At 67.9% G+C, this 17,918-nt stretch carries 14 protein-coding genes; 7 read left to right on the top strand and 7 right to left on the bottom strand.

Annotation, left to right across the window (positions count from 1 at the left end; genetic code table 11):
- The first annotated feature begins 30 nt into the window (after window positions 1–30).
- The 4 genes from dnaK (at window position 31) to HH110_RS11245 (ending at window position 5,582) form a co-directional block, all read left to right on the top strand.
- Entirely contained in the window at window positions 31–1,959 is a 1,929-nt protein-coding gene (dnaK, locus tag HH110_RS11230; protein WP_176989745.1) for a molecular chaperone DnaK, read from the top strand.
- 164 nt (window positions 1,960–2,123) lie between these two features.
- Complete coding sequence (gene dnaJ / locus HH110_RS11235) at window positions 2,124–3,260, top strand: molecular chaperone DnaJ (RefSeq protein ID WP_176989746.1); 1,137 nt, start codon at window positions 2,124–2,126, stop codon at window positions 3,258–3,260.
- A gap of 304 nt (window positions 3,261–3,564) precedes the next feature.
- Window positions 3,565–4,473, top strand: coding sequence for a pyridoxal kinase (gene pdxY, locus HH110_RS11240; RefSeq protein ID WP_019183153.1), 909 nt, complete (start codon window positions 3,565–3,567; stop codon window positions 4,471–4,473).
- The gene (locus HH110_RS11245) at window positions 4,470–5,582 is read left to right on the top strand and encodes a prephenate dehydrogenase (protein ID WP_176989747.1); all 1,113 of its coding nucleotides are present in this window, start codon (window positions 4,470–4,472) and stop codon (window positions 5,580–5,582) included. Before pdxY ends, HH110_RS11245 begins: the two co-directional genes overlap by 4 nt.
- 147 nt (window positions 5,583–5,729) lie before the next feature.
- Here the strand turns inward: HH110_RS11245 and HH110_RS11250 are convergent, their stop codons facing one another.
- The 5 genes from HH110_RS11250 to HH110_RS11270 form a co-directional block, all read right to left on the bottom strand.
- Window positions 5,730–5,924, bottom strand: a complete 195-nt coding sequence (locus HH110_RS11250) for a hypothetical protein (RefSeq protein WP_176989748.1) — start codon at window positions 5,922–5,924, stop codon at window positions 5,730–5,732.
- 67 nt (window positions 5,925–5,991) lie between these two features.
- On the bottom strand, window positions 5,992–7,758 hold the full coding sequence (locus HH110_RS11255; protein WP_176989749.1) for an ABC transporter transmembrane domain-containing protein: 1,767 nt from the start codon (window positions 7,756–7,758) through the stop codon (window positions 5,992–5,994).
- Window positions 7,751–8,359, bottom strand: a complete 609-nt coding sequence (locus tag HH110_RS11260) for a YigZ family protein (RefSeq protein WP_176989750.1) — start codon at window positions 8,357–8,359, stop codon at window positions 7,751–7,753. The genes HH110_RS11255 and HH110_RS11260 overlap by 8 nt, the downstream gene beginning before the upstream one ends.
- Before the next feature lie 44 nt (window positions 8,360–8,403).
- A complete protein-coding gene (locus HH110_RS11265; protein ID WP_176989751.1) occupies window positions 8,404–9,339 on the bottom strand; it encodes a hypothetical protein in 936 nt (311 codons plus the stop codon).
- Window positions 9,336–9,890 (bottom strand): RNA polymerase sigma factor, encoded by a 555-nt coding sequence (locus tag HH110_RS11270; protein WP_176989905.1) that lies wholly within the window; start codon window positions 9,888–9,890, stop codon window positions 9,336–9,338. Before HH110_RS11270 ends, HH110_RS11265 begins: the two co-directional genes overlap by 4 nt.
- Window positions 9,891–10,093: 203 nt before the next feature.
- Here HH110_RS11270 and HH110_RS11275 point away from each other — a divergent pair, with 203 nt between their 5' ends.
- Window positions 10,094–12,943, top strand: coding sequence for an EAL domain-containing protein (locus HH110_RS11275; protein ID WP_176989752.1), 2,850 nt, complete (start codon window positions 10,094–10,096; stop codon window positions 12,941–12,943).
- Window positions 12,944–12,964: 21 nt separating this feature from the next.
- On the opposite strand, the gene HH110_RS11280 is transcribed toward HH110_RS11275, so the two are convergent.
- Together HH110_RS11280 and HH110_RS11285 are read right to left on the bottom strand one after the other, a co-directional pair.
- Window positions 12,965–13,558: a TIGR00730 family Rossman fold protein gene (locus HH110_RS11280; protein ID WP_123729018.1), complete on the bottom strand. Its 594-nt coding sequence runs from the start codon at window positions 13,556–13,558 to the stop codon at window positions 12,965–12,967.
- A 237-nt stretch (window positions 13,559–13,795) separates the two neighbouring features.
- The gene (locus HH110_RS11285) at window positions 13,796–15,292 is read right to left on the bottom strand and encodes an aminotransferase class III-fold pyridoxal phosphate-dependent enzyme (RefSeq protein ID WP_176989753.1); all 1,497 of its coding nucleotides are present in this window, start codon (window positions 15,290–15,292) and stop codon (window positions 13,796–13,798) included.
- A 211-nt stretch (window positions 15,293–15,503) separates the two neighbouring features.
- Between HH110_RS11285 and queA the strand changes: the two genes are divergently transcribed.
- A complete protein-coding gene (queA, locus tag HH110_RS11290) occupies window positions 15,504–16,571 on the top strand; it encodes a tRNA preQ1(34) S-adenosylmethionine ribosyltransferase-isomerase QueA (protein WP_342589239.1) in 1,068 nt (355 codons plus the stop codon).
- 66 nt (window positions 16,572–16,637) lie between these two features.
- Window positions 16,638–17,768 carry a tRNA guanosine(34) transglycosylase Tgt gene (tgt, locus tag HH110_RS11295; RefSeq protein ID WP_176989755.1) on the top strand — a complete coding sequence of 377 codons (1,131 nt, stop codon included), beginning with the start codon at window positions 16,638–16,640 and terminating at the stop codon, window positions 17,766–17,768.
- The last annotated feature ends 150 nt before the right edge of the window (window positions 17,769–17,918 follow it).

The following is a 17,918-nucleotide window of genomic DNA, read 5'->3' on the forward strand; positions in this document are numbered from 1 at the left end:
ATGTACCCAGAACTTTCAGGAGTCTCCCTCATGGGCAAGATCATTGGTATCGACCTCGGCACCACCAACTCGTGTGTGGCGATCATGGACGGCGGCAAGGCCCGCGTCATCGAAAACGCGGAAGGCGATCGCACCACGCCCTCCATCGTCGCCTACACCAAGGACGGCGAAGTCCTGGTCGGCGCCTCGGCCAAGCGCCAGGCCGTGACCAACCCCAAGAACACCTTCTACGCCGTCAAGCGCCTGATCGGCCGCAAGTTCACCGACGCTGAAGTCCAGAAGGACATCGCGCACGTGCCCTACGGCATCCTGGCCCATGACAACGGCGACGCCTGGGTGCAGACCAGCGACGGCAAGAAGATGGCCCCGCAGGAAATCTCCGCCCGCGTGCTGGAGAAGATGAAGAAGACCGCCGAAGCGTTCCTGGGTGAGACCGTCACCGAGGCCGTGATCACCGTGCCGGCCTACTTCAACGACAGCCAGCGCCAGGCGACCAAGGACGCCGGCCGCATCGCCGGCCTGGAAGTCAAGCGCATCATCAACGAGCCGACCGCGGCTGCCTTGGCCTATGGCCTGGACAAGGGCGACGGCCGTGACCGCAAGATCGTTGTGTACGATCTGGGCGGCGGCACCTTCGACGTGTCGATCATCGAGATCGCCAACGTCGACGGCGAGAAGCAGTTCGAAGTGCTGGCCACCAACGGCGACACCTTCCTGGGCGGCGAAGACTTCGACAACCGCGTCATCGAGTACCTCGTCGACGAGTTCAACAAGGACCAGGGCATCGACCTGCGCAAGGATCCGCTCGCCCTGCAGCGCCTGAAGGACGCCGCCGAGCGCGCCAAGATCGAGCTGTCCACCAGCCAGCAGACCGAAGTGAACCTGCCGTACGTCACCGCTGACGCGTCGGGCCCGAAGCACCTGAACATCAAGCTGACCCGCGCCAAGCTGGAAGCGTTGGTGGAAGACCTGATCAAGAAGTCGATCGAGCCGTGCCGCATCGCGCTGAACGATGCCGGCCTGCGTTCGAGCGACATCGGTGAAGTGATCCTGGTCGGTGGCCAGACCCGCATGCCGAAGGTGCAGCAGGCCGTGACCGAGTTCTTCGGCAAGGAACCGCGCAAGGACGTCAACCCTGACGAAGCCGTGGCACTGGGTGCCGCGATCCAGGGCGGCGTGCTGGGCGGCGACGTCAAGGACGTGCTGCTGCTGGACGTGACCCCGCTGTCGCTGGGCATCGAGACCCTGGGTGGCGTGTTCACCAAGATCATCGAGAAGAACACCACCATCCCGACCAAGGCCTCGCAGGTGTTCTCGACCGCCGAGGACAACCAGTCGGCCGTGACCGTGCACGTGCTGCAGGGTGAGCGCGAGCAGGCCCGCTTCAACAAGTCGCTGGCCAAGTTCGACCTCTCCGGCATCGAGCCGTCGCCGCGCGGCCTGCCGCAGGTGGAAGTGTCCTTCGACATCGACGCCAACGGCATCCTGCACGTGTCGGCCAAGGACAAGAAGACCAACAAGGAACAGAAGGTCGAGATCAAGGCCGGTTCGGGTCTGTCCGAGGACGAGATCGCGCGCATGGTCGCCGACGCGGAAGCCAACCGCGAAGAAGACAAGAAATTCCATGAGCTGGTCCAGGCCCGCAACCAGGCTGACGCGCTGATCCACGGTACCCGTACCGCGATCACCGAGCACGGCAGCAAGGTCGGTGGCGACGTGATCGGCAAGGTGGAGTCGGCCCTGGCCGATCTGGAAACCGCGATGAAGAGCGACGACAAGGCCCAGATCGAAGCCAAGTCGAAGGTGCTGGAAGAAGCCGGCCAGGCCCTGTTCGCGGCCTCCGCGGCGGCCGAGCAGGGTGGCGCCGCACCGGGTCCGGATGCCGGTGGCAACAACGGCGCGCACGACGATGTGGTCGACGCCGAATTCACCGAAGTCAAGGACGACAAGAAGTCCTGATCCGGCCATGACACGGGACGTTGCGCAGGCAACGTCCCGTTGTCGTATCCCCCTTCTGGTCCTGACAGCCGTATCCCGGCCTGTCGGGGCGCCCGGCGAAAGAGCGGACCTGGTGCCGCTCTTCCGCTTTGACGAATCCCGACTTCCGGAAACCGATTCAAGCTATGAGCAAGCGCGATTACTACGAAGTGCTGAGCGTGTCCCGCACCGCCAGCGACGAAGAACTGAAGAAGGCCTATCGCCGTTGCGCGATGAAGTTCCATCCGGACCGCAATCCGGGTGACAACGAGGCCGAGGCCGCCTTCAAGGAATGCAAGGAAGCCTACGAAACCCTGTCCGACGGCAACAAACGCCGTATGTACGATGCCCACGGCCACGCGGCGTTCGAGCACGGCATGGGCGGCGGTGGCGGTGGTCCGGGTGGCCCGGACATGGGCGATATCTTCGGGGACATCTTCGGCAACATCTTCGGCGGTGGCGCCGGCGGTGGTGGTCCGCGCCAGGCCCGTCGCGGTGCCGACATCGGTTACGTGATGGAGCTGGACCTGGAAGAAGCGGTGATGGGCGTGGAACGCCGCATCGAGATTCCGAGTCTGGTCGAGTGCGATGACTGCAACGCCAGCGGTTCGGAAGATGGCAAGGTCGAGACCTGCTCGGTCTGCCGTGGCCAGGGCCAGGTGCGCATCCAGCGCGGCATCTTTGCGATGCAGCAGGCCTGCCACCACTGCAACGGCCGTGGCCAGATCATCCAGAATCCCTGCAAGACCTGTCACGGCAATGGCCGTGTCGAGGAAGACAAGGTGTTGTCGGTCAAGGTGCCTGCGGGCGTCGACACCGGCGACCGCATCCGTCTGTCCGGCGAGGGCGAGGCCGGTCCGGCCGGCACCCCGGCAGGCGATCTGTACGTGGAAGTGCGGGTGCGCGAGCACGCGATCTTCCAGCGCGATGGCGACGACCTGCACTGCGAAGTGCCGATCCGCATCTCGCAGGCCGCGCTGGGCGATACCGTGCGCGTGGCGACGCTCGGTGGCTATGCGGAAATCCGCATTCCGGCCGAGACCCAGACCGGCAAGCTGTTCCGCATGCGCGGCAAGGGCGTGCGCTCGGTACGCAGCCGCAGCGAAGGCGATCTGTACTGCCGCGTGGTGGTGGAGACCCCGGTCAATCTCACCCCGGAGCAGCGCAAGCTGCTGGAACAGTTCGAGACCACCTTCACCGGTGATGAAGCCCGCAAGCACTCGCCGAAGTCGGCGACCTTCATCGATGGCGTGAAGGGCTTCTGGGACCGGATGACGTCGTAAGCGACGCCGGTTCCTGTGAAGTAGCGAAGGCCCCCTGGAAACAGGGGGCTTTTTCTTTGGGCCGCCAGGCGTCTCGACTGGGTGGGGTGCGATGCCCTTGTGGGCGAACTCAAGGAGGAGGCGACGGCCGCAGGCCGACGCCGGGGGACATTCGCCGACAAGGGCATCGCACCCCACCGCCCTACACACCCGCCGTCGCGCGCGCTTCGCATCGTCATCGTTCGCCCCCATGGTGGGGGCTGTGGGTACGATTGCATCTGCAAGCATCGCCGACACCTGCGCGGGGCAGGCGTAAAATGTCGGCATGAACGAATCCCTCGAAAGCCACCTGGTCCACGGCCGCCGCCAGCGCCCGGACGGTCCGTCGCCGGTCGACGTCATCTCGGTGCAGTCCCAGCTGGTGTACGGCTATGCCGGCAACAGTGCTGCCGTGCCGCCGCTGCGCGCGTTGGGCGTGCGCGTGGCCGAAATCCCCACCACGCTGCTCAGCAACGCGCCGTTCTACGAAACGACGCGCGGTCGCGTGCTGCCCTCGGACTGGTTCGCCGATCTGCTGCTCGGCGCCGGTGAGCGCGGCCTGCCACAGCGGGCGCGGATGCTGGTGTCGGGCTACTTCGGCAGCGTTGGCAACGGTGCGGCCTTCGCCGACTGGCTCGATGCGGTGCTGCCGTCCTCGCCGCAGCTGCGTTACTGCCTGGACCCGGTGATCGGCGACACCCACACCGGCCCTTATGTCGAGCCGGGCCTGGAAAAGGTCTTCGCCGAACGTCTGCTGCCGCATGCCTGGCTGGTCACGCCGAATGCCTTTGAACTCGGCCGCCTGACCGGCATGCCCAGCCTGGCCCAGGACGATGCGATCGCCGCGTCGCAGGCGCTGCTGGCGCGTGGCCCGGAGTGGGTGCTAGCGCACAGCGTCGGTGGCGATCCGGGCCAGCTGGTCACGCTGGCGGTCAGCCGCGACGCGATCTGGCGCTGGTCCTCGCCGCACCTGCCGGTGGACGTGGCGGGCACGGGCGACGTGCTGATGTCGTTGCTGGTCGCCTTCCTGCTGCGTGGGGAAACCTTCGAACAGGCGATCTCGCGCGCCATCGCCGGCGTGCACGTCGCGCTGGAGACCACCCTGGCCAACGGCCATGAAGAGTTCGATGTGCTGGCGGCGGCGCCGGCAGCGCTGGCCCTGCCGGATCGCTTCGTTCCCGAGCGCCTGGCGTGAGCCTGACGCCGGTGGTCGGCATCGTCGGCAGCGACGGTGCCTACGGGCGCTGGCTGCGCCGGTTCCTGGCGCAGCGACTGGGTCTGGAGGTGATCGGCCACGATCCAGCCGATCCGCAGTCGGACAGCCCGGAGACCCTGCTCGAGCGCGCGCAGGTGCTGATCTTCTCGGCACCGATCCGGCACACGCCCGCGCTGATCGCCGACTACGTCGCGCGATCGGCGGGTCGTGAAGCCGGTCGCCTGTGGCTGGATGTCACCTCGGTCAAATCCGCACCGGTGGAGGCGATGCTTGCCTCGCAGGCCGAGGTGGTGGGCCTGCATCCGATGACGGCCCCGCCCAAGGCACCCACGCTGAAGGGCAGGGTGATGGTGGTCTGCGAGGCGCGCCTGGCGCAGTGGCAGCCGTTCGTGCAGCAGCTGTGCGACGCACTGGAAGCGGAGTGCGTGCGCGCCACGCCCGAGCATCACGACCAGGTCATGGCGCTGGTCCAGGCGATGGTGCATGCCACGCATCTGGCGCAGGCCGGCGTGTTGCGCGAGTACGCGCCGATCCTGGGCGCGTTGTCGGCGCTGATGCCGTACCGGTCGGCCTCGTTCGAGCTGGATACCGCCATCATCGCGCGCATCCTCTCGCTCAATCCGGCGATCTACGAAGACATCCAGTTTGGCAATCCGCACGTGGCACCGATGCTGGATCGCCTGCTGGCCCAGCTGCAGCAGCTTCGGGCACAGCTGGAGCAGGGCGATGACGCGGCGCGCGCAGCGTTCCGCCAGCAGTTGCTGCTGGACAACCGTGACAGCATGGGGACGGAGGTGCTGGCCGACGGCAACTACACCTTCGAGCGGGTCGGCTACCTGCTGGCCGACCTGACCGAGCGCAACGCGATCAGCGTGCATCTGCCCGAAGACCGGCCCGGTTCGCTGCGCGAGCTGCTGCATGTGTTCGAGCGGCATGGGGTCAGCCTGGCCTCGATCCATTCCTCGCGCACGCCCGCCGGTGAGGTGCACTTCCGGGTGAGCTTCGTGGCGGGCAGCGATGCCCTCGCGCTGCAGGCGGCGGCCATCGAGATCGATGCCTCGGGCATCGGCCGCGTGCTGGTCCGCTGACACGGTGCGCTGCAGCATTCATCCACAGGGGGTGTGGATGATCTGCGCACAAACGTGTGGATAAGTGCGTACGCGCCTTGCGGGCAAAGGCTGTCAAGATGCTTGGTCAAAAATTGACCAACATCCGCGTAACTTTTTTTCAACGCCTCAGGTGACGAGGGTGAGCTCGCCGCCCGCCGTGCGGAACTCGCGGCCGTCGCGGATCAGATGGCGGCCATCGGCCAGCTCGTAGCGCGCACTCTGGCCGTTGCCCGCAGAAGCATCGGGCTGCTCATCCTTGAACTCGATGATGACGTAATCGTCGCCGTTGGCGTCGGTGGCGGGGAACTGTCGGAACGACATGAAACACCTCCTGCAGCGCATCCAGTGAGGGCTGCAGGATGCGATGGCCGGTGTTACCGGCCCGTCATCAATCGATGAATTGCAGACGTGCCAGTTCGGCGTAGAGACCGCCCTCGGCGAGCAGCTCGGCATGCGTGCCTTGGGCGACGATGCGGCCGTGGTCCATGACCACGATGCGGTCGGCCTTGAGCACGGTGGCCAGGCGGTGCGCGATCACCAGCGTGGTGCGGCCGGCCATCAACCGCTCCAGTGCCTGCTGTACGGCGCGCTCGCTCTGGGCGTCCAAGGCGCTGGTGGCTTCGTCGAGCAGCAGGATCGGTGCGTCCTTGAGCAGGGCGCGGGCGATCGCGATGCGCTGTTGCTGGCCGCCGGAGAGGCGCGCACCGCGCTCGCCCAGCTCGCTGGAATAGCCTTCGGGCAGGGCCTGCAGGAACTCATCGGCCTCGGCGGCTTCGGCCGCGCGCTGCACCTCTTCATCGGTCGCTTCCAGGCGACCGTAGCGGATGTTCTCGAACGCGCTGCTCGCGAACAACGTGGGCTGCTGCGGCACCAGTGCCAGCTGCTCGCGCAGCTGCGCCGGATCGACCTCGCGCAGGTCCACGCCGTCGATTAGGATGCGGCCGGCCGCGGGATCGTGGAAGCGCAGCAGCATCGACAGGATGGTGCTCTTGCCGGCACCGGACGGACCGACCAGCGCGACAGTCTCGCCCGGGCGCACGTGCAGGTCCACATGGTCCAGCGCGGCGGTATCCGGGCGCTGCGGGTAATGGAACACGACATCCTCGAAGCGGATTTCGCCACGCAGCGGCTGCGGTAATGGGGTCGGATGGGCGGGGGCGGTGATCTCCACGTCCTCCTGCAGCAGCTCGGCGATCCGGCCCATGCCGCCCGACGCGCGCTGCAGTTCATTCCAGACTTCGGCCAAGGCACCGACCGAGCCGCCGCCGATCAGCGCATACAGCACGAACTGGCCCAGCGTGCCGGCGCTCATGTTGCCGTCGATCACCTCGTGCGCGCCCAGCCACAGCACGCCGACGATGGCGCCGAACACCAGCACGATGGCGCTGGCGGTGACGATCGACTGCGCGCGGATGCGACGACGCGCGGCACCGATGGCATCGCCGAGGGCGGCGTTGAAGCGGCCGCGCTCATACGGCTCACGCGCGTGGGCCTGCACGGTACGCACTGCGCCCAGGGTTTCCGAGGCCAGGCTGTTGGCATCGGCGATGCGGTCCTGGCTGGCGCGTGCGATGTTGCGCAGGCGACGGGCGCCGATGATGATCGGCAGCACCGCCAGCGGAATGCCGACCAACGACCACGCCGCCAGATGCGGGCTGGTGACGAACAGCATCACCAGGCTGCCGATCACGGTGACGGTGCTGCGCAGCGCCACCGACATGGTCGAGCCGATCACGCTGCGCAGCAGTTCGCTGTCGGCGGTCAGGCGCGAGACCAGCTCGCCGCTGCGGCTGCGGTCGTGGAAGCCGGCGCCGAGCGTGATCAGGTGGGCATACAGGCGGCTGCGCAGATCGGCGACCACCTTTTCGCCCAGCAGCGAGACAAAGAAGAAGCGCGCGGCGGTGGCCAAGGCCAGCACCACCGCGACCAGGAACAGCAGCGCGAACGCCTTGTTGATCTGGCCGCCACTGGTGAAGCCGTGGTCGATCATCTGGCGGACCGCGACCGGCAGGCTCAGGGTGGCGACCGAGGACACCGCCAGGGCCACCAGCCAGGCACTGAACAGCCCGACATGCCGGCGTACGAACGGCCATAGGGTGTTCAAGCTGCCCAGGCGGCGCATCGGCGTGTCGTGCGGAGCGGGTGCGTCAGTCATTCGATGGGCCTGGTTCGGTGCGGGATTCAATACGGACACGATCACGAGTGGCGTCGCGGAGGCGGTTTTTCAACGGCTCGACCTGATCGGCCGGCAAGCGCAGGTGCAGGTTCACGCCGTCGGCGGTGAACCCTTCGTCCACTTTCTCGGCCAGATGCATGCCCAGCGCGGCGTGCAGTGGGCCCAGATCCTCGAAGCCGGCGTGCACGTCCAGCTCGGCCATGGCGATCAGCGGCAGCCGCGGCGCGACCCGCAGGCATTCGGCGGCGGTGCCGCCATAGGCGCGTACGAGGCCGCCAGCGCCCAGCTTGATGCCGCCATACCAGCGGGTCACCACCACCATCACCCGATCGAAGCTCTGGCCATCGATCGCGGCCAGGATCGGACGGCCGGCGGTGCCGGAGGGCTCGCCGTCATCGCTGGAGCGGTATTCATTCCCGTAGCGATAGGCCCAACAGTTGTGGGTGGCATCCACGATGGCAACCTGCTGCAGGAACTCCAGCGCGGCGGCCGCATGCGGGATTGGCGCGGCATGGGCGACGAAGCGGCTGTGCTTGATCTCCAGGCTGTGGCTGACGGGGGTGGCGAGCGTATCGGGCATTCCCCTCATTCTAGTGGGGATGCCCGGTCACCGTACGCGCAGCATCAGTTCTCGAGCAGCTGGCGCAGGTCGCGCGGGATGCGTACTTCCGGGTAGTGCTGCAGATAGCGCTCCAGGCTGGCGCGCGCGGTGTCCACATCACCGGCGTCGCGGCGTTCGCGGATGCGCTTGAGCCACTGCTTGCGGGGCAGGCCGGCATCGGCGGCAACGGCTTGGTGCAGTGCACGCACGGCATCGTCTGCCGAGGCAGGTGCGGCCATCGGCGCGGCGCCGCGACGCATCACGCCGGGAGCACCCGGGGCGGGTTTGGCCGGCGCCGAGCGCTCGATCGTCGAGCCGGTCACCGCGACGGCGTCCAGCGCCGGTTCGCCTGCATCCATGGCATAGGACGCCGCTGCTTCGGGTGCGGGGGCGGACATCATCGGTGCCGGTGCCGGTGCCGGTGCCGATGCGGGCGGCGCAGGTGCGGCAATGGGTTCGGGGCGCGGCGCAGACACGGCGCGCGCACGCGTCGGCGCAGCGGTCGTACTGGCCGGTGCCGGCGTCTCTACTGCCGCCTTCGCCGCGCGCTGCCGCGGGACGGGCGGTGGTGCAGCGGCCGGGGCCGGCAACGGCGCGGCGTCCATCGCCGGCGCAGCCTTCGTCACGGTGGCGCTCGATGCGGGTGCGGCGACTGGTTCGGCCAGCGGAGGCGCGGGCGGGGCTTCGGGCTTGAGCTGCCAGGCGATGCCGACGGCGAAGATCACCGAGGCGGCCAGCCCGAACACCGCCGGCAGCCGCGAGCGCGGGCGCCGCGAACGTGCCGGGGCGTCCGGTGGCAGCTTCCAGGTGGCCGCGTCGGCGGCCGGTGCTTCCACCGCGGTACGCGCGGCGGCCAGCACGGCCTCGTCGAGCGACGGCGCGGGGCCGGTCGCGCTTGGGCGACCCAGCAGCCGGGCCAGCTCGCGTTCTTCGGGCGTCAGCGGATCCGGGCGATTCATCCGCTCAACCCCGCACGCAGTTTGTCCATGGCATAGCGCAGCCGTGACTTGACCGTCTCGCGGCCGACGCCGGTGATCTCGGCAATCTCTTCCAGACTCAGTTCCTGTTCCAGGCGCAGCTGCAGGACTTCGCGCTGTTCCGGCGGCAGCTGCTCCATCGCCAACTGCAGCTGGCGGCGCTGTTCGAAGTCGGACAGCTGGGTTTCCGGGGTCCGTGCATCGGTGATCGCCGCCACGCGCTCGTCGGCGTCGATCGGTGCCGAGGGACGGTGCCTGGCGGCGCGCCAATGGTCGTTGAGGCGGTTGTGGGCGATCCGGAACAGCCAGGTGGTGAAGGCCGCCTCGGGCTGCCAGCCGGCACGGGCCGCGATCACCCTCTGCCAGACATCCTGGAACATCTCATCGGCCAGCGCGCCGTCGCGCAGCTGGCGCAGCAGAAAACTGTACAGGCGGCTGCGATGGCGGCCATACAGTGCCTCGAACGCACGCAGGTCGCCGCCGGCCCAGGCCAGCATCAGTGCTTCGTCGGTCGGCAGGGCGAGGGCATCCACGCCGCACAGAGTAAGCGCTGCGGGGGTGTTCGCATAGTCGATGGCGTGCCGGGTGGCGGAACGGGCTGGCATGGCGATGACCTGGGACATGGCAGTAAGAACGTCCCGCCGTGCCGGAAGGGGTTGGGGCTCTTCCACTGCCCCCCGGTTCGCGCGTTATGCTCGCAGGACAGGGGAGGTGCCGGGCAGCCGGCACCCGAGAGATGAGCGACGTGTCCAGCCAGATGGTGACCTCTTCAGTGCAACGGGACGGTGATGCGGTGATCCCTGCCGCAGTCGCCACGGCGTTGTGCGCCCTGTTGCCGGCCGGGGCAGCGGTCGTACTGGCCTGGTCTGATCCGCTGCTGGGCGAGGGCAGCCAGGCCCATCCGGAGGGCAGCGGCGCGGCGATGCAGGGCGGGCCGCCATGGCAGCAGCGCTGGACCCACGACGGTGTCGGGTTGAGCGTGAGCGTGACGCTGGCTGCCGGCCCGCCGCCGGACAGCTGGTGGACGGCCGCACGCCTGCTGGTCCAGAGCACCTTGTCGCTGGCCCGGCAGCGTCGCGAGATCGCCTCGCTGGAGGAATCCAAACGCCTGCAGCAGGCGTTGTACGAGATCGCCGATCTGGCCGGCGCGGATCTGGAAATGGCCGAGATGCTGCGCCACTTCCACCGCGTGCTCAATTCGCTGATGTACGCGCAGAACTGTTTCATCGTCGAGTACGACGACATCCGGCACCGGGTGCGGTTCCTGTACTTCGCCGACCAGAAAGACGACTTCGTCGCCGACCCGGACCGCAGCTACGAAGAACACGAAATGCCGCGCAGCCTGACCTTCGCGCTGCTGCGGCACGGCGAGCCGCTGAGCGGCCCCTCGCGCGAGCTGCTGGCGATCCTCGATGACGAGCACGATCCGCAGCGCGGGCCGGAAAGCCTGGACTGGCTCGGCGTCCCGATGCTGCGCGATGGGCGCGTGTGCGGCGCGATCGTAGTCCAGAGCTACGAACACCGCGCGCGCTATGACGAGGCCGACCGCACCCTGCTGGGCTATGTCGCCCAGCATATTCTCACCGCGATGGACCGGCGCCAGGCGCAGGTGCAGCTGGAGCGCCAGGTCGAGCGCCGCACGGTGGAGCTGCAGCGCGCCAACCGCAACCTGCAGGAGGAGGTGGTCGAGCGCCGCCGCGCCGAGAAACTGCAGCTGGCCCTGTTCAACATCGCCGAACTGGCGATGAGCGCCGAGTCGCTGTCGCAGTACTACGGCCAGGTGCATGGCGTCGTCGGTACGCTGCTGGACGCACGCAATTTCTACATCGCGCTGGTCAACGAAAAGGGCGATGGGCTGGAATTCGTGTACTCGGTGGACGAGTACAACCCGTCGCGCGCGCCGCGCCCCTTCAGCGAAGGACTGACCGAGTTCATCGTGCGCAACCGGCAACCCCTGCTGGCGACCCGCGAGCGCATCGACGCGCTGCGCGACAGCGGCGTGGTCCGTGAGTTCGGCGCCCGGTCGAACTGCTGGCTCGGGGTGCCGCTGCTGAGCGATGACGATGTGGTCGGCGTGATCGTGGTGCAGAGCTATTCGCCGGAGGTGGTGTTCACCGTCCACGACCAGCGTCTGCTGACCTTCGTCGCGCAGAACATCGGCAACGGCCTGTCCCGCCAGCGCGACCAGGAGCGGCTGCGCAACGCGCATGCCGACCTGGAAAAGCGCGTGGACGAGCGAACCCGCGAGCTGGCCGACGTCAACGACAAACTGCTCGGCCAGATCGGCGAGCGCCTGCGCGCCGAACAGCGCCTGACCCACCAGGCCATGCACGACGCGCTGACCGGTTTGCCCAACCGCCTGCACCTGCTGGATCGGCTGGAAGATGCGATCGCGCGTGCGCGCGGCAGCGAAGGGCAGGGCTTTGCGGTGCTGTTCCTGGACCTGGACCGGTTCAAGCTGGTCAACGACAGCATCGGCCATGCCGCCGGCGATCAAATGCTGGTGGAGGTGGCCAAACGCATCGTCTCGATGATTTCCGCACAGGACGTGGTCGCCCGGCTTGGGGGCGACGAGTTCGCGATCCTGCTCCAGTGTGGCGATGGCCTGGCCTCGGCGCTGGAGTTCTCGCAGCGCATGCTGGTGGCGCTGGAGGAATCGATGTGGGTGAAGGGGCGCGAGCTGTTCCCGTCCGGCAGCCTGGGCATCGCCATGTGGAATCCGCGCTATCGCAACGGCGAAGAACTGGTGCGCGATGCGGATGCGGCGATGTACCGGGCCAAGGCGCAGGGCAATGACCGCTGCGCCGTGTTCGATGAGGCGATGCGCGAGCAGGCGCTGCGCAGCCTGGACCTGGAAGCGGACCTGCGCCGGGCCATCATCAACCGCGATTTCGTGCCGTTCTACCAGCCGATCATGCGGCTCAGCGACGGCGAGCTGGTCGGCCACGAGGCACTGCTGCGCTGGCAGCACGAGCGTCGCGGGCTGCTGCTGCCCAGTGCGTTCCTGGACCTGGGCGAGGAGAGCGGCCTGATCGAGCAGGTGGACTGGCTGCTGTACGAGCAGGTGATCACCCAGCTCGCGCGCGGCGGCCGCGGTTATCTGTCGGTGAATGTGTCGCCGCGGCACTTCCGCTCGGCCGACTTCAGCGCCCGCCTGTTCGGACTGATCGAAGCGGCCGGCGCCGATCCGCATCGGTTGCGCCTGGAAATCACCGAAGTGGCGCTGCTCGATGATGGCCCGCGTACGCTGCGCATCCTGCAGACCCTGCGCGACCGCGGCGTGCTGGTGCAGCTGGATGATTTCGGCACCGGATTCTCGGCGCTGTCCTACCTGCACCGGTTCCCGATCTCGACGCTGAAGATCGATCAATCGTTCATCGCCGGCCTGCATGGGCAGGACATGCAGAGCACGCACGCGCTGGTGCAGGGCGTGCTGTCGCTGGCGCGCACGCTGGGCATCGAAACCGTGGGCGAGGGCATCGAGACCCAGGCCCAGCACGACACGCTGCTGCAGCTGGGCTGCGATTACGGCCAGGGCTACCTGCTCGGCCGGCCGGCCCCGATGGCGGCGACCGCGACGGCCTGAACCGTCGCGGCAGCGGGTGGATCAACGCAGCGCGTTGGCCCGCTTCTCATCGATCCACTTGGACGCCTGCGCAGGCTCGTAGGCGCGCATCCAGGCGAGCATTTCATCGATGTCCGAGCCGTACCACAGGTCCGCGCGCTGGGCCGGGTGCAGGAAGCGCTCTTCGACCATGCGATCGATCATGCCGATCAGGGGGGCGTAGAAGCCGTCCACATCCAGGAACGCGCACGGCTTGTTGCCGATGCCCAGCTGGCGCCAGGTCAGCATCTCGAAGATTTCTTCCATGGTGCCGAAGCCGCCGGGCAGGGCCACGAACGCATCGGAGAGGTCGAACATGCGCGACTTGCGCTCGTGCATCGAACCGACGATTTCCAGCTCGGTCAGGCCGCGGTGGGCGACTTCCCAGTCCGCCAGCTGCTGCGGGATCACGCCGGTGACTTCACCACCGCCTTCCAGCACGGCATTGGCCACGGTGCCCATCAGGCCGACGTTGCCGCCGCCGTAGACCAGGCGCAGGCCGTCCCGGGCGATGCGGTCACCCAGCGCGATGGCGCGCTCGGTATAGACCGGCTTGCTGCCGGGGTTGGAACCACAGTAAACGCAAATCGACTTCATTGGATCTTCCTGTTGTTCGTATCTGTAGCGACCGGAAACGAAAAAGCCCCGCCGATGACCGGTGCGTTGGTCTCGTGACGGGGTGTCGTTCCGCAGGTGCGGTGCCGGATTATCGCGTGTTTCGGGCGCGGGGGCCAATCGGCCACGGGGGTAGAGCCGACCGTTGGTCGGCTGCCTTTTCTCCTCCCGTCGGTCGGCTACCCACCGTGCGGGCTCACACCCGCACGGCCGCCGAACTCAGGCGGCCTGCGACTGCTCCTTGCGCGGGCCTTCCTTCAGGGCGCGGCCGACCAGGCCGACCAGCAGGTCCAGCTCCTCGCCATCCATCCCGAAGTGCGGGGTGAAGCGCAGCGAGTTCTCGCCGCCATGGATCACGTTGATGCCGTGGTTGCGCAGCCATTCCTCGGTGGAACCGGTGCCGTAGCACTTGAACTGCGGGGCCAGCTCGCAGGAGAACAGCAGGCCGGTGCCCTGCACCTTGGTGATCAGCCCGCCCAGCTCGGTCTTCAGCTGCTCCAGCTTGCGCACCGCTTCGGCACCGCGCACGCGGATGTTCTCGCGCACTTGCGGCGTCAGCAGCGACAGCGTGGCGCAGGCCACGTCCAGCGCCCGCGGGTTGGAGGTCATCGTGTTGCCGTAGATGCCCTTGCGGTACAGCTGCGCGGCATGCCCGGTCACGGCCAGCACCGAGAGCGGGAACTGGGCGGCGTTGAGCGCCTTGGAATACGTCTCCATGTCCGGCACGTCCAGGCCTTCGAAGCCCGGGTAATCCACGATCGAGAGCACGCCGTGCGCGCGCAGGCCGGCCTGGATCGAATCCAGCAGTAGGAGGCTGCCGTGCTGGCGGGTCAGCTCGCGGGCCAGCGCATAGAACGTCGGCGGCACCGAACGGCCCGGATCGCCTTCGCCCATCACCGGCTCCAGGAACACGGCCTCGATGAACCAGCGGTTCTGCTCGGCCTCGGCGAACACGCGCTTGAGCGCGTCTTCGTCATACGGCGCGATCGCGATGACCGTGTCCTCGCCCCGGTAGCTGGCCAGGTGCTGCATGTAGGTTTTGCGGCTGGAGTCGGAATACAGGCCCGGACGGTCGGTGCGGCCGTGGAAACTGCCCTTGACCACCACGCGCTTGATCTTCGCACCGGCGTGGCGGGCGCCCGGGTCGGTCTGCAGCTTGGCGTTGACGTCGGCGATGCGGGCGGCCAGGCCGACCGCTTCGGAGCCGGAATTCAGGCACATGAAGTGGCTGTACGGGCAGCCGCCGCGCCGGTGACCAATCTCCTTGCGCAGCGCCTGGATGAAGCGATGCTGGGACAGGCTGGGGGTCATCACATTGGCCATCACCTGCGGGGCGGCCATCGCCTCCATCACCGCCTCGGGGGCGTGGCCGAAGCCGAGCATGCCGTAGCCGCCGGCGTCGTACAGCACTGCACCCTTCAGGGTGACGACCCACGCGCCACGGGCGGCGAGGGCGACATACGGGGTGACCGCATCATCGGCATAGAAATTGACGAACCCCTCCTGCATCGCATCGATCTGGGCGCGCTCGTCCAGGGCCAGCAGGTCGCCCAGATCGGCGCGCACACGCTCGAATTCAGCGGCGGCGGCATCGATGGCGGCGACCAGGGCGGGGTGGCCGGCGGCCAGGCGTTCGAGGGTGGCGTCATCCAGGCCGGTGGTGAGGCGGGTGCCGGGCTGGGCGCGAAGCGGGGCGAGACGTTCGATGAAGCTCATTGCAGATCTCCTGAAACGATGGCGGCACGGCGGAAAAGCAAAACGCGCGTCTATTCGCGCGCGCTTCGGGCATTCCTGCTCGTGCATCAGACTTCCGGCTCGATGCTAGCACGCGGTTTTTCGCGCGATAACCCCGTCAAAAACTGTTGCAGAGCAGCATTTTGCGCGACGTTTGCTCAAAGCTGCATTGCCACCGAGGGCCAGTCGTACAATGGCCGACATTGCCTACACGTTGCCGTGCGCTCCCTTGAAGAAGTCCGATTTCAACTACGACCTGCCGCCCGAACTGATCGCCCAGGCCCCGCTCGCGGAGCGCTCGGCCAGCCGCCTGATGGTGGTCCCGCCAGCCCCGGCCCCCTTCGAGCACCGCCAGGTGCGCGACCTGCCGCAGCTGCTGCGTGCGGGCGACCTGCTGGTGTTCAACGATACCCGCGTGATCCCGGCCCGCCTGTTCGGCCAGAAGGCCAGCGGCGGCCGCGTCGAGATCCTGATCGAGCGCCTGCTCGGCGGGCAGCAGGCGCGCGCCCAGGTCGGCGCCAGCAAGTCGCCCAAGCCGGGCAGCCGCATCGCCCTGGATGCGGGTGGCGAGGCCGAGGTGCTGGGCCGCGATGGCGAGTTCTATGTGCTGCAGTTCCATGTGCCCGAGGCGCTGGAGCAGTGGCTGCTACACGCCGGCCGGCTGCCGTTGCCGCCCTACATCCAGCGCGAGCCGGGGGTGGACGACCGCGAGCGCTATCAGACGGTGTTCGCCCGCGAGATCGGCGCGGTGGCCGCCCCGACCGCCGGGCTGCACTTCGATGAAGCCCTGCTGGCCACCTTGAAGGACACCGGCGTCGACTTCGGCCATGTGACCCTGCACGTGGGCGCGGGCACGTTCCAGCCGGTCCGCGTGGACGACCTGAAGGAACACGTGATGCACCGCGAATGGCTGAACGTCGGCGCCGAGCTGGTCCAGCAGGTGCGCCGCACGCGCGCTGCCGGCGGCCGGGTGATCGGGGTCGGCACGACCGTGGTGCGGGCGCTGGAAAGCGCCATGCGCGAGGGCGAGCTGCTGCCGTACGCCGGGGAAACCCAGATTTTCATCACCCCGGGCTACCGCATCCGCAGCGTGGACGCGATGGTGACCAACTTCCATCTGCCGGAAAGCACGCTGCTGATGATGATCTCGGCGTTTGCCGGCCAGGCCCGGGTGTTCGAGGCCTACCAGGCCGCGATCCAGGAGAAGTACCGGTTCTTCAGCTATGGCGATGCGATGCTGCTGTTCCCGCAGGGGGAATGAGGCTGGCGGGGCAGGCGCGGCCGTTTTCGGCGACAATGGCAGACTATTTGCCCGAATGACCGCTCCATGTCCCGACTCCAGTTCCAGCTCCAGACCACCGACGGTCGCGCCCGCCGCGGCCGCCTGACCTTCCCGCGCGGGACCGTGGAAACCCCGGCCTTCATGCCGGTGGGCACCTATGGCTCGGTGAAGGGCATCCTGCCGGAGCAGATCCGCGCGCTGGGTGCGGAGATCATCCTCGGCAACACCTTCCATCTGTACCTGCGCCCGGGCCTGGACGTGATCGCCGACCACGGCGGCCTGCACGGCTTCGCGCGATGGAACGGCCCGATCCTGACCGACTCCGGCGGCTTCCAGGTGTTCTCGCTGGCCCACCGCCGCAAGATCACCGAGCAGGGCGTGACCTTCTCCTCGCCGACCGACGGCGCCCGCGTGTTCCTGGGCCCGGAAGAGAGCATGCGCATCCAGAAGGTGCTCGACTCGGACGTGGTGATGATCTTCGACGAGTGCACCCCGTACCCGGCCACCGAGCCGGTCGCGCGCACCTCGATGGAGCTGAGCCTGCGCTGGGCCCAGCGCAGCCGCAACGCGCACGATGAGCTGGGCAACGACGCGGCGCTGTTCGGCATCGTCCAGGGCGGTGTCCATCACGATCTGCGCAGCCGCTCGGCCGAGGGCCTGCAGCAGATCGGCTTCGACGGCTATGCCATCGGCGGGCTGGCCGTCGGCGAGCCCGAACACGAGCGCAACGCCATGCTCGACCACATGCATCCGATCCTGCCGGCCGACCGCCCGCGGTATCTGATGGGCGTGGGCCGCCCGGAAGATCTGGTCGAAGGCGTCGCCCGCGGGGTGGACATGTTCGACTGCGTGATGCCGACCCGCAACGCCCGCAACGGCCACTATTTCACCTCGTTCGGCACGGTGCGCATCCGCAACGCCCGCTACGAGCGCGACATGGACACCATCGAGCCTGGCTGCGGCTGCCATGCCTGCACCAGCGGTTACACGCGCTCGTACCTGCGCCACCTGGACCGCTGCAACGAGATGCTGGCGCCCATGCTGGGCACCATCCACAACCTCTATTACTACGAGAAGTTGATGGCCGACATGCGCGAGGCGATCGCGGCGGGAACCTTTACCGCCTTCCGCGAGTCTTTCTACGCGGCCCGTGGTGCGGTCACGCCCGCGCTGTAAAGTGACCCCGGCCGGCCGCTCCGGCGCGCCGACCCTGCCAAACGGCCCAAGGACGAACTCCCGGGGCCATGGCATACTTCGAGGCTGACCCCCGTTTCGCGGCGACTCCCTGACCCTCAAAGGGGGCAGGGCGCCTCCCAACCCAAGGAC

Origin of the sequence: Stenotrophomonas sp. SAM-B (assembly GCF_013387485.1) — a bacterium.
Classification (GTDB): domain Bacteria; phylum Pseudomonadota; class Gammaproteobacteria; order Xanthomonadales; family Xanthomonadaceae; genus Stenotrophomonas; species Stenotrophomonas maltophilia_AA.

Coding starts and splice junctions, on each gene's coding strand:
- dnaJ (WP_176989746.1), top strand. CDS start 2,124: ATGAGCAAGCGCGATTACTACGAAGTGCTGAGCGTGTCCCGCACCGCC.
- HH110_RS11280 (WP_123729018.1), bottom strand. CDS start 13,558: ATGAAGTCGATTTGCGTTTACTGTGGTTCCAACCCCGGCAGCAAGCCG.
- pdxY (WP_019183153.1), top strand. CDS start 3,565: ATGAACGAATCCCTCGAAAGCCACCTGGTCCACGGCCGCCGCCAGCGC.
- HH110_RS11265 (WP_176989751.1), bottom strand. CDS start 9,339: ATGAATCGCCCGGATCCGCTGACGCCCGAAGAACGCGAGCTGGCCCGG.
- queA (WP_342589239.1), top strand. CDS start 15,504: ATGGCCGACATTGCCTACACGTTGCCGTGCGCTCCCTTGAAGAAGTCC.
- HH110_RS11250 (WP_176989748.1), bottom strand. CDS start 5,924: ATGTCGTTCCGACAGTTCCCCGCCACCGACGCCAACGGCGACGATTAC.
- tgt (WP_176989755.1), top strand. CDS start 16,638: ATGTCCCGACTCCAGTTCCAGCTCCAGACCACCGACGGTCGCGCCCGC.
- dnaK (WP_176989745.1), top strand. CDS start 31: ATGGGCAAGATCATTGGTATCGACCTCGGCACCACCAACTCGTGTGTG.
- HH110_RS11285 (WP_176989753.1), bottom strand. CDS start 15,292: ATGAGCTTCATCGAACGTCTCGCCCCGCTTCGCGCCCAGCCCGGCACC.
- HH110_RS11255 (WP_176989749.1), bottom strand. CDS start 7,758: ATGACTGACGCACCCGCTCCGCACGACACGCCGATGCGCCGCCTGGGC.
- HH110_RS11275 (WP_176989752.1), top strand. CDS start 10,094: ATGAGCGACGTGTCCAGCCAGATGGTGACCTCTTCAGTGCAACGGGAC.
- HH110_RS11260 (WP_176989750.1), bottom strand. CDS start 8,359: ATGCCCGATACGCTCGCCACCCCCGTCAGCCACAGCCTGGAGATCAAG.